General features: G+C 42.4%; 6 protein-coding genes and 1 pseudogene. 6 read left to right on the top strand and 1 reads right to left on the bottom strand.

The annotated features are described in order from the left end of the window. Positions 1-9 precede the first annotated feature (9 nt). The 5 genes from ACJAZP_RS12915 to katG all read left to right on the top strand — a co-directional run bounded on the left by ACJAZP_RS12915 (position 10) and on the right by katG (position 9514). Positions 10-549: a helix-turn-helix domain-containing protein gene (locus ACJAZP_RS12915; RefSeq protein WP_415231149.1), complete on the top strand. Its 540-nt coding sequence runs from the start codon at positions 10-12 to the stop codon at positions 547-549. 350 nt (positions 550-899) lie between these two features. Further along, complete coding sequence (locus ACJAZP_RS12910) at positions 900-3479, top strand: EAL domain-containing protein (RefSeq protein WP_415231148.1); 2580 nt, start codon at positions 900-902, stop codon at positions 3477-3479. A gap of 114 nt (positions 3480-3593) precedes the next feature. Next, positions 3594-3716, top strand: a complete 123-nt coding sequence (locus ACJAZP_RS12905) for a hypothetical protein (RefSeq protein ID WP_415231147.1) — start codon at positions 3594-3596, stop codon at positions 3714-3716. Between the two features lie 244 nt (positions 3717-3960). Next, complete coding sequence (locus ACJAZP_RS12900) at positions 3961-6192, top strand: CehA/McbA family metallohydrolase (protein WP_415231184.1); 2232 nt, start codon at positions 3961-3963, stop codon at positions 6190-6192. Between the two features lie 1147 nt (positions 6193-7339). Beyond that, positions 7340-9514 carry a catalase/peroxidase HPI gene (katG, locus tag ACJAZP_RS12895; protein ID WP_415231146.1) on the top strand — a complete coding sequence of 725 codons (2175 nt, stop codon included), beginning with the start codon at positions 7340-7342 and terminating at the stop codon, positions 9512-9514. Positions 9515-10011: 497 nt separating this feature from the next. Here the strand turns inward: katG and ACJAZP_RS12890 are convergent, their stop codons facing one another. Next, a complete protein-coding gene (locus ACJAZP_RS12890) occupies positions 10012-10512 on the bottom strand; it encodes an asparaginase domain-containing protein (protein ID WP_415231145.1) in 501 nt (166 codons plus the stop codon). Positions 10513-10965: 453 nt separating this feature from the next. On the opposite strand from ACJAZP_RS12890, the pseudogene trpS reads away from it, so the two are divergent. Next, positions 10966-11987 (top strand): annotated as a pseudogene (gene trpS / locus ACJAZP_RS12885) (tryptophan--tRNA ligase). Positions 11988-12235: the final 248 nt, after the last annotated feature.

Raw genomic sequence — 12235 nt, 5'->3', positions numbered from 1 at the left:
GGAAGAGTAATGAATCAATTGATTTTTAAATCGCATATAGCGAAGCATTTGAAGTCCCTGCGCAATAAAAAAAAGCTCAGCTTGGATGCCGCAGCTAAGGCGACAGGTGTGTCTAAAGCGATGTTAGGGCAGATAGAGCGCGAAGAGTCTAGCCCAACTATTTCTACACTGTGGAAAATTTCCAGTGGTTTAGAAACCTCTTTCTCCGCCTTTTTTGCTGACGAGCCACAGTTATGCTCTAGTGAAACGATCTTTCCCAATGATCCTGACATGAAGATTAAAACGTTATTTCCTTTTAAGGCTGATGCGGGTTTAGAGGTGTTTGAAATTACTTTGACCGGACATCATAAACAGATGTCATCTCCCCATGGGGCAGGGGTGATTGAGCATATACACGTATTAGAAGGTCAATTAAGCATCTATTCTGATGGTGAATGGCATCTGTTGAATAGTGGTGAAAGTATGCGATTTTTTAGTGATCAAGCTCACGGCTATCAAGCAATATCTGCAACCGTTATTTTTCATAATATCGTCTGCTATCAGCTATAACAGATTGTTTATAATAGATAATTGACGCATCCGGTAAATGGCCAGTTACTCTTTTATTTAACTGTTATAGAATAAGTATGACTGTACTGCCGGCGCGCTGAAATTATTCGCTAACTCACTCAGCTGTGGTTGCGCTAAAGTCCTTTTCTGACGGGGAAATGGCTTGCTCAATGAGTAAATATGTCTGACCAAGATCTGATTCTGATGCATCTCTTTAAAATTAGAGGCTTAAGGTAAAGATAATGACATAATACCCTGCTAAAATGAGGCTCTTTTTAATAAGGAAAATACGCTGATACTGGTTATTTTTAACGGCACAATAAAAATCCCAATAATTAATAGAGGCTAAATTGACTGATCCGGAAAAGCTTATTAATCCACTTATGCAATGGCGGCTATGGACAATTCCAACTGCAATAGCTCTTTTGCTGATTATTGTTGCTCAGTACAGTTTTCTTGCATTCCATACCTTCATTGAACTATTTACCATCATTATTTCATTTGTTATGTTTACCCTTGCATGGTCCACCAGAGAGTTTACTAAAAACAACTTTATGGTTTTTCTTGCCTGTGGTTATTTATGGATTGGCTATTTAGATCTAATGCATACCCTTGTCTTTAAGGGGATGACTGTTTTTGTAGAAGGAAGCGGCAATCTGACCGTGCAGTTTTGGATTGCGGCCCGATATATGGAAGCCTTGTTGCTGTTTGCAGCTCCCTTTGTTGCAATGAAAAAGCAAAATGGATATTTACTGATCGGTATTTTTGGCGCTCTGGCTGTTGCTCTGTCAGCCTTGATTTTGTCAGGGAACTTCCCCACGGGATTTATCGAAGGGCAAGGCATTACCCATTTTAAAGTATACAGCGAATATCTGATCGTTTTTATTTTGGCATCGGCGCTGATTTCTCTGCTTTATATAAAAGACGGTATCTGTGCAAGAGAGAGAAAACTGCTTATTGCTTCGATTGCAATGACCATCTGTGCTGAGCTTTTATTTACCTATTATATAAACATCCATAGCATTTCAAATTTGCTCGGCCATATTTTTAAACTGTTTTCCTTCTGGCTGATTTTCAATGCCATTATTGTTTCTAATCTGAAAACTCCCTACGCTGCGTTGCGCAAAAGTGAAGAAAATTTTAAGCGTCTTTTTGATAATTCCGAGGTCTCTATCTGGAACGAAGATTTTTCGAAAGTCTTCTATACACTCAATAAGCTCCGCCAGGAAGGTGTCACAGATCTTGAGCAATATTTGTTAAACAACCAGCAGCTGGCTTGGGAGTTGGCCGGCATGGTTAAAGTACTGGAGGTCAACGAAGTGACTCTGAGGTTATTTGCTGCAAAAAGCCGGGAGGATTTTTTTGGCCGAATCAGTGAGACTTTTGGCGAAAATGCCATTGATGTCTTCACCAAAGGGCTGCATGCTATTTGGGGAAAAAAGACGGTGTTCAGGTCGGAAGCAATATATAACACCTTAGACGGCAACGAAATTAACTGTATTATCTCTTTTCAGATACCTCAAACTACAGAGGGTTTTCAAAGTGTTCCGGTCACCCTCGTCGATATTACTCACCGCAAACAAAACGAAGCTCGCATTTGGCATCAGGGAAATTTTGATGCTTTGACCGGATTAGTTAATCGGAATCTGTTTTATGACCGTTTTCCCCATGCATTAGACATTGCTCAAAGGAAGCGCACGCGCGTTGCTTTATTGTATCTTGATCTTGATGGTTTTAAACATGTTAACGATACCTTGGGTCATCTGGTCGGGGATAAACTGCTTCAAGAAGCATCTCAACGACTTATCAGCCAGATGCGTAAATCCGATACGGTAGCCAGATTAGGTGGTGATGAGTTTGCCATTTTACTGCCTGAAAACAACAGCACCTATGATATTGAAGTTATTGCCAATAAAATTTTGAAAAATCTCGCGCAACCTTATCATTTTGAAGGACGAGATTCATTCGTTTCGGCCAGCATAGGAATCACCATTTTTCCTGATGATGGTAATAATACTGTTAATCTTATGCGCAAAGCCGACAGTGCTATGTATAGAGCTAAGAAAAAAGGCCGAAATCAGTTCCAGTTCTTTGTTCAGGAAATGGATGATGAGGCGATGCGCCGGAAAGAGTTAGAAGAAGCATTGCACATCGCATTGGATAACGGAGACTTTCATCTTAATTATCAGCCTGTTATTAATACTGAAACAGGCTGTGTTGATAGCGCCGAAGCTTTGATTCGCTGGCAGCATACTGAAAAGGGGATGGTACCTCCCGGTGAATTCATACCGCTTGCTGAAGAGATTGGCCTTATTGTACCGATTGGCGAATGGGTTTTGCGTGAAGCCTGCAGGGAAGCGATGACCTGGTCAATAGTTCACAAAAAACCACCCAGTGTTGCCGTTAATTTATCCAGCCGCCAGTTTCAAAGTCAAAATATTCCAGAATTAGTGAAAGTGGTTTTACTGGAATCGGGCCTGCCCGCAGAAAGACTTATTTTGGAAATTACTGAAAGTCTGCTTTTTTCTGACAATGACAGAACACTGAATCAACTGCAGGCAATTCGTCGCCTGGGTGTCCAGTTATCAATCGATGACTTTGGTACGGGTTATTCATCACTGAGTTATCTTAAAAAATTCCCGGTCAGCTACCTGAAAATTGACCATTCTTTTATTATGAATTTGCCGACAATTTCAGAAGATGTCGCATTAGTAAATGCAATTTTATCCATGGCTCAAAGCTTGGATCTGAGTGTTGTTGCTGAAGGTGTAGAAACACCAGCGCAGGCGGCGTTTATGCTGTCTACAAATTGTCAGTATCTGCAAGGCTACCTGTATAGCAAACCATTAACAAATGTCGATTTTATTGACTACTTGAGAAGATATTCAAATGCGGAAAGTGTGCTAAAAGTAGTTGCAAAGAACACCTAGCGACAAATAAGTACGGATAGCCAATATTTTTAAATGGATTGTAAATTTCATCAGCTACGAAATTAAGCTTTTATATGAGGAGGGGAGACAATCAGGCCCAGTGCCTATTCGATCATGCCTAAAAATCAGCATCTTGTTTTACATGCCAATGAAGTCGAAATAGAAGCTGAGGGTGAAGATATCTGCCATTGCTGCTATCCACTTTATTCATTATTTCCGATTGTCTCTACCGGCTAACGGAACAATTAATTAGTCACTCTGTTCAATTATCACCTTGCGAGGGAAGGCTGCCGATACTTCCCTATTTGTATCTGTTTTCTGGAGAAAAGTAAAAAATGGGCCTTTTTTGCTCTTTTATCGAAGATACTGTAGCCTGCTTTTTATTAAACTCACCTTTAAATAAAAAGCAGGCTACAGTGTCTGCGTAAGGTAAACAGTATTGATAAAATCATTTCGTAAAACCCTGCTTGTTAGTACCGTTATGTTAGCTTCTGGCTTGGCTGTCACGGCGCAGAGCCATGCCGCTGTCAGTATTACTCAGGGCAAGACTATTATCCCCGCCGGTAACGCAACTTCTGATCAAGACTTAACCGTCAGGAATAATAAATTAGCCTTTTCATTAGCGGTGGGCTCTGCGCCTCCTTGGGGTGTAGCGCGTGGTTGTATTGTTGATATTGCCAATGTTAAAAAAGACGGATCCTTAAGCAATGATCGAGTCGCCTTTGCGGATTTTATTCCAAATAACTGGTCAAGCTGGCCGAATACTTATCAAAATGTTGAGATCATTAAAGACAGTAAGGATGAGGCGATAGTTAAGATTACTCGCGATTTTGGTAAGATGGTCATTAGTACTGTTTATAGCCTGGCATCAGAGTCTGATCTCATTCACGTTAAAACTACAATGACCAACGAAGGTGAAGCAGTCGCTGATCTGTTATCCGGTTATACATTGTGGCCGGATGGTGGTTATAAGTTTGCCGTGCCGGGTTATGCGGATAAAGATGAAGCGCTGGTTGAGAATCCAATAGCAGATCGTTTTGTTGGCTATGGCGCTGATTGGGCAATTGCATTGCATGCGCCGTATATGACAGAACTGAAATACAAATCACGGGATCTATATGCAAAACATACCCTGAAAAAGTCACAGTCAATGTCCTTTGAAGGTGACTATCAGGTGCTGGCCAGTGGCGACCTCTCGCCGGTGGTGAAGGCTGAAATTGAGCGTAAAAATCTGCAGGCGGGAACGTTGACGGGCAGCGTAAAAACTAAAAATGGTAAATCTGTCGATCAGCCGGCGGTGGTAGTTCTTAAAGATGACGTGCCATACATCTGGGTAATAGGTGAGAATGGTCAGTATAATCTTGATCTGCCGGTGGGAGATTACCAGGTATATGCGGCGGGTAAAGGTTATTCAGACAGTACAAAGCATGACATCAGTATCAAAAAGAATGAGTCGCAAACACTTTCATTCGCTGACCTTTTAGCCCCGGGTAAAGTCAATATTAAGGTAACGGATGCACAGAAAAAGTCTGCATTAGACGCTAAAATTCAGATCGAAAAGGGTAATAAACCTCTGATTGAATTTTTTGGTGCGAAAACATTCTTCACCGAGTTAGACAGTGTCGGACAAGCCACATTTACATTGGCCCCCGGCGATTATCAGCTTAAAGTTTCTTCTGGTGATGACTTTTTAGCTAAACCTGTATTGCTTGATGCCAGCATTGTGCCCAATAAAACAACTAACCTGGCCGGCGAAATCCCTGTCAGTACCTATCCAACACAACAAGGCTGGTACGCGGGTGATCTGCATCATCATGCAGATGTGTTGGAAGGGTCGACCTCACCCGAGTATCTGGTCCGTTCACAGCTGGCAGCGGGTCTTAGTGTTACTTTTGTGAGTGATCATGACTCAACAAAAAACAACGCTGCTATTAAAGCGCTATCGGATAAGCGTGGCGTGCCATTTATTCCATCGATAGAAATCTCAGCATCGTGGGGGCATTTTAATGCATACCCTATTGAGATTGGCGCGCAGTTGTCAGTCGATCCCGGCGTGGATGATATCCATAGCATCCTTAAAGATGCTCGACGTATGGGGGCAACCGTCGTCGCTTCTAACCATCCTTATATTCCCTATGGTTATCTGAGCAGTCTGGCCAAAAATACGGCACCCGGCGGCTTTGATTCGAGCATTGATCTGATCGAGATAAATTCGGCAGTGGACTATAAAAAGGCGGTTGAGAAAGCCCGTCAGCTATGGTCGGAAGGCTTACCTTACTATTATACTGCCGGTTCTGACACCCATGATGTCTGGAATCAAACAACCGGTCTTAACCGTATGTTTGTCTATACAGGGAGTAAACCAAATGCTGAAGCCTTTGCTCAAGCAATGAAAAATGGCCGCTCCTATGCATCGTTTGGCCCGATAATATATCCACAAAATGTTATGTTTGGTGACACCCTCAAGCTGGCTGAAAATCAGCCACAATCCATCAGTTTTGACCTGCTGTCGGTGAATGGGCTTAAGTCGGTGCAGTTAATCGGCAATGATGGTGTGATCAGTGAGCGGACGTTATCGGGCGAGAAGGCATCGGTGGTATTTGATGTGCCACAGAAATCAGGGTGGGTCAGTTTAGTCGTAGAAGATAACCAGGAACACAAAGCTTTTTCAAATCCAATATGGTTGAAAATGGTCGATAAAACCCAATTCTGAGGATTAAGTAGAATCTGAATAGTTTTAAAGCGCACTAAGTCGCGTGTTGAAGCGTTCTAGTTAGGATAAATAAACGGGGATCATGTGCCAACATGGCCCCATTTTTCGATCTTTTTAGCATACATTTTGCACTATTTAAGGCGAGGTAAGCGCCCAATTAACCCCCCATACCAATAATATTAATCCAACCACTTACTATTTGAATCTAAGGGTTTAAGAAAACAAATACTCAGGAAAAACCAAACCGCTATCAGCGCTGATTACTCAACCTAAAAAAACAGACAAAGCTAAGGTTGCTATCTGCACGACTCAAAAGCTTTATGCGGTAGAAAAGGGCACCAAGTTATTATCCGCCAATAAGCACCAGAGAATAAGGAAAATCGAGTCAGTCCCAATTTTAGATAAATTTTAAATATGGCTTGATGAAACCGCACAACCCCTATTCCCCGAAAGCTACCTGGGTATCGCAGTATCATACAGGTTGAATTATTAGCAAACGTTAATTCGCTATGTTGAAAACCGTGAATTGGCATTGATAATAATGTTACTGAGCGGGATATTCGGCTCTTTACGAGGGGTAGAAAAACTGGATTTTTGCACAATCAGTCAAAGGGGACCAAGCCAGTGCACTGCTTAACTGCGCGCTTATATATAAAGAGCACAATTATAGACAATATAGGTATAACCTACACTAATAGATGTCAGCCCTGTGTCAGAATAATGGTAAGTTCTTAGTTTTCTAAACACTTAGATGATTTAAAATAAAATTGTTGGATACTTATTGATTTGTTAAAAATCGACTTATTAACCTGAGAAAAGTTTTGAAACCCTATTATTTTATGAGCACAGCCACGGTTTAGCACAGTTATAACCGTTATATTTTACACCTGTTATAACAACGGGTGGATGGCCGATCTGCTCCGCAACGTTATCATTGAAGTATTTTTAAATTGCCGCAGCAAAAGTCAGCGGGTGTAATACACTTGTAAATTAATAGCAGTTTTACACAAGCTAACAGAGTCGGATATGCGTAGGTGATCTGGTAACCGGCTGTTTTTTGAAAAGACTGAAGGTGGTTACTTTGAGTGATCATGTTAGGCTATTTACAAAGATTTATATTTATCATCTTATAAGAGGAAAAATGTATATGAACGGAAATGCGACAAATACGGGCGGAAAATGTCCAGTGATGCACGGCGGTGCAACAGAGAATAGCATGTCGAACATAGAATGGTGGCCAAAGGCCCTGAACCTCGATATTCTTCATCAACACGATAGCAAAACCAATCCCATGGGGCCGGACTTCAACTACCGGGAAACCGTCAAGAAGCTTGACGTGACCGCGCTCAAGAAAGATATGCATGCACTGATGACCGACAGCCAGGACTGGTGGCTGGCGGACTGGGGACACTACGGCGGTCTGATGATCCGTATGTCCTGGCACGCGGCAGGAACTTATCGTATCGCCGACGGACGAGGCGGGGCTGGCACCGGCAATCAGCGCTTTGCACCAATCAACTCCTGGCCGGACAACGTCAATCTGGACAAGGCACGGCGCCTGCTCTGGCCAATCAAAAAGAAATACGGCAATAAGCTCAGCTGGGCTGATTTGATAGCCTATGCGGGTACTATGGCTTATGAATCCATGGGCTTAAAAACCTTTGGTTTTGCCTTTGGCCGTGAAGATATCTGGCATCCGGAAAAGGACACCTATTGGGGTGCAGAAAAAGAGTGGCTTGCGCCCAGCGGCAGCGAAGGCAGTCGCTATTCCGGTAAACGCGATCTGGAAAACCCGCTCGCCTCCGTAATGATGGGGCTTATCTACGTCAACCCTGAAGGTGTCGACGGCAATCCCGATCCGCTCAAGACCGCTCACGACATTCGAGTCACCTTTGAGCGAATGGCCATGAACGATGAGGAAACCGTCGCGCTCACCGCGGGTGGTCACACCGTGGGTAAATGTCATGGTAATGGCGATGCCGCGCTGCTTGGCTCGGAACCTGAAGGTGCGGACGTTGAAGATCAGGGCTTTGGCTGGTTAAATAAAACCACGCGTGGCATTGGCCGCGATACTGTCTCCAGTGGTATTGAAGGCGCATGGACAACGCATCCTACCCAGTGGGATAACGGTTATTTCCAACTATTACTCAATTATCAGTGGGAACTGAAAAAGAGCCCGGCCGGCGCATGGCAATGGGAACCGGTTGATATTAAAGAAGAAGACAAACCGGTGGATGTTGAAGACGCCTCGATTCGCTTCAATCCAATCATGACCGATGCCGACATGGCGATGAAGATGGATCCAGAATATAGAAAAATCTCCGAGCGTTTCTACAATGACTTTGAATATTTCTCCGAGGTTTTTGCGCGGGCATGGTTCAAACTGACCCATCGTGATATGGGGCCAAAGGTCCGTTATATCGGTCCTGATGTACCGTCAGACAATCTCATCTGGCAAGATCCGGTGCCCGCAGGCGCCACTGATTATGATATTCAAGCGCTGAAAGACAAAATATCCGCCAGTGGTCTGAGTCTCAGCGACATGGTCACTACCGCATGGGACAGCGCCAGAACCTTCCGTGGTTCGGACAAACGCGGTGGTGCCAACGGAGCACGTATTCGCCTCGCCCCGCAAAGAGAGTGGCCAGGCAACGAGCCTGTGCGTCTCAGTAAAGTACTGGCAGTGCTTGAAAAAATTGCGGCTGAAAGTCAAGCAAGTGTTGCGGATGTGATTGTGCTGGCGGGAAATGTTGGTATTGAACAGGCCGCAAAAGCGGCGGGCTTTGATCTGACTGTACCGTTTTCATCTGGACGCGGAGATGCAACCGCGGAGATGACCGATGTGGATTCTTTTGACGTACTGGAACCCCTTCATGACGCCTATCGTAACTGGCTCAAGAACGACTACATTGTCAGCGCTGAAGAACTGATGCTTGACCGTACGCAATTAATGGGGCTGACCGCGCATGAAATGACCGTACTGATTGGCGGTATGCGGGTGATTGGCACCAACCATGGTGGCACTAAGCACGGGGTATTGACCGATCAAGAAGGTGCACTCAGCAACGACTTTTTTGTCAACCTGACGGACATGAATTACACCTGGAAACCGATCGGGAATAATCTCTATGAAATCCGCGAGCGTAAGACCGATAAGGTCAAGTGGACAGCAACACGTGTTGATCTGGTCTTTGGCTCTAATTCAATCCTACGCGCCTATGCCGAAGTTTATGCGCAGGATGACAACAAAGAAAAGTTTGTGCGAGACTTTGTAACTGCATGGACCAAAGTGATGAACGCCGATCGTTTTGATCTGCTTTAGTTTTGGATAATAGTTCCTTATGGTGCTGAGCATTGCGCCGTAGTGAGCTGTCTTGTGAAATGTCACTGTGCTTAATCGAAACAATGACTGCTCTGCTTGTGATATGCGGACTAAAAAAAGGCGCCCCCTTGCGGTTCGCCTTTTTTATTTATTAAGCAACTTCACTTAATATATATTGGCTCCTTGATGTTTGTCTGATTCAATTTAATCTTGAAAATTTACGGCCGCTTTCTCCTAATAGCTAGCAAAAAGCAAAATAGCTAACTTCCCCATCACGTATACAAAAAAAACTGTTATCGAATTTATTTGGCCACCACTTTACGCTGGTTTACTGCTATTGTGTCTGTTGAGTCCAAGGCTTTGGCAGAGTAAATTAACGATAAACAGTAATAAATATAACGTTACCTCCTGGTCGCTCCAATGGATTGGCGGCTGCGGTAAAACCACCTGAATTAGAGACTAGGCACTCGAATGTTCTGCCAATATATTATTACTGATTAATGAAGGTTTTCCATATCATCCGGAGCATATATCTGGCCGTTAAAAGCAATATATATTCCCGCTTTTAAACACTGAGCTGCCATCGTCGCTGAGCCAAGATTGAACCCCGCATCATTTGGGGAAAAGCCTTCTAACGGAATCATAGAGCCTGTAAAAATAATAACTTGTCCATGCTTATTGGGTAGCAATGTCTGCAAATAACGTGCACTTGTAAACATGGTAAAACTGCCATGAGTAACGACGTGTCTATCACTTTCGCTTTCCATTATCGCTGTAAATACTTTATCAATATCTTCGTTGTTAATATCACGGCTGTCTTTCATACAGATTTCTGTTGTCACTATTTTTGAATGTCCCATTCTTGCGTACTTTTCTAGAAATGAAGTCAGTACACTTTTTTCATGCGGCATCGTAGTACATTTATCCGTGTCATAGTAAGAATCAATTGTTCCACCGGTAATAATCAGTTGTATTTTTTTTATATCATTTACTTTCATCATTAACCCTTAAGTATTTTTATATTTTTGTGCTTATCAAACCAAGTATTAAAAATTAGCATCTCAGCTAGTAAAATCATCACGCTTGCTTTTTCCCGATTCCGATCGTGTTTGGTTTGCTCTGAAACTCCCAATACCGAGCGTAATAGTCTTCGCTACCTAGATATAACCTGTAAACGCACTAGGAAATTAATAACGAATACATTTCGTAATTTTGGCTTTTAAAAAAACAACTTAGATTACTATCCATTGGTGGATATTCCTATTGAATCGTCATTCATAGAATGATAAGTTGCAGTCATGCAGACAAACAATACATTTCAACTAACCTCAATTTCTTGGTGGCGTTCTATTTTATAGAGCGACGCTGAATCACATTTATTCAAAGCCGTCGGATGACTGTTTATGAATAAAGCAACTTATGTCTCCGATGGTAAAATTAGGAGTCATATAATGCAAAATCAAACACTTCCCCTTAACAAAGACAAAATACTAACCGGTGATAGAGCAACGGGGCAGTTGCATCTCGGGCACTTCGTTGGTTCACTTCAACAAAGGGTTGCTTTACAGCATCAGTACGAACAGACCATCTTAGTCGCGGATTTACAAGGTCTGACTGACAATGGGCACAATCCTCATAAAGTATCATCCAATATTTTGAATGTCGTTGCTGACTACTTAGCAGTTGGTATTGATCCTCAAAAAACCACTATTTGTTTGCAGTCAGCAATACCGGCTTTATCTGAATTGACCATGTACTATTCAAATTTAGTCTCCGTCTCTCGATTACAGAGAAACCCAACGGTCAAAAGTGAAATCGCAGGTAAGTCATTCGGCGCTTCAATACCAGCAGGGTTTTTAACCTATCCTATTAGCCAGGCGGCCGATATAACCGCATTCAGAGCAACACTTATTCCCGTGGTGATGACCAATTACCGATGATTGAACAAACTAATGAAATAGTGAGAAAACTAAATAATATCGCTCAAGCGGATATTTTAGTTGAGTGCCGACCCTTGTTAAGCAAAGTGCCTCGGTTGCCAAGTTTGGACGGTAAAAGCAAAATGTCTAAATCAATGGGTAACAGTATTTTATTGGATTCAAGCGAAAGGGATATTTCTAAGGCAGTAAAATCTATGTATACCGACGCTAGCCATTTGCGAATTGAAGATCCCGGTAAAATTGAAGGTAATGTTGTTTTTACCTACTTGGATGCATTCCATTGTGATAGTGCTTATATTAGTGAGTTAAAGGCGCGATACCAGCAGGGCGGTTTAGGTGATGGATCATTAAAAAAAATTCTCGAAGAATGTTTGCAGGAGACGCTAAAACCGATTAGAGAGCGTAGAAAATCATTTATTTCAGATAAAGCGCAATTAATCGAAATTCTTAGAAATGGCAGTGAAAAATCACAACAAGAATCAAATCAGGTTTTAAACAGTATTAAAAATGCCTTTGGCCTGAGTTTGTTTTAGTTGTAATAGTGCAAGTGAGAGGGCACTCAAACAAGGTGGATACTGACCATTATAATCTTAACATTCAACGGCTTAAGTGTTTTTTTCAAAAATCTGTCTTTCTTATTTATCACTTTTTATGAGTAGATATTTCCACAGGCAACGAAATTAATGCAAACAAACGGTCTATATTTCTAGATTCTTTGTTTTGGTAAGATACACTGCGTTTAATTCGTCAATACACCCAATCATGAGGTGTTATAAAATAG

Source organism: Psychromonas sp. (assembly GCF_047632955.1).
Classification (GTDB): Bacteria; Pseudomonadota; Gammaproteobacteria; order Enterobacterales; family Psychromonadaceae; genus Psychromonas.
This window is presented reverse-complemented; position numbering and strand designations above follow the sequence as displayed.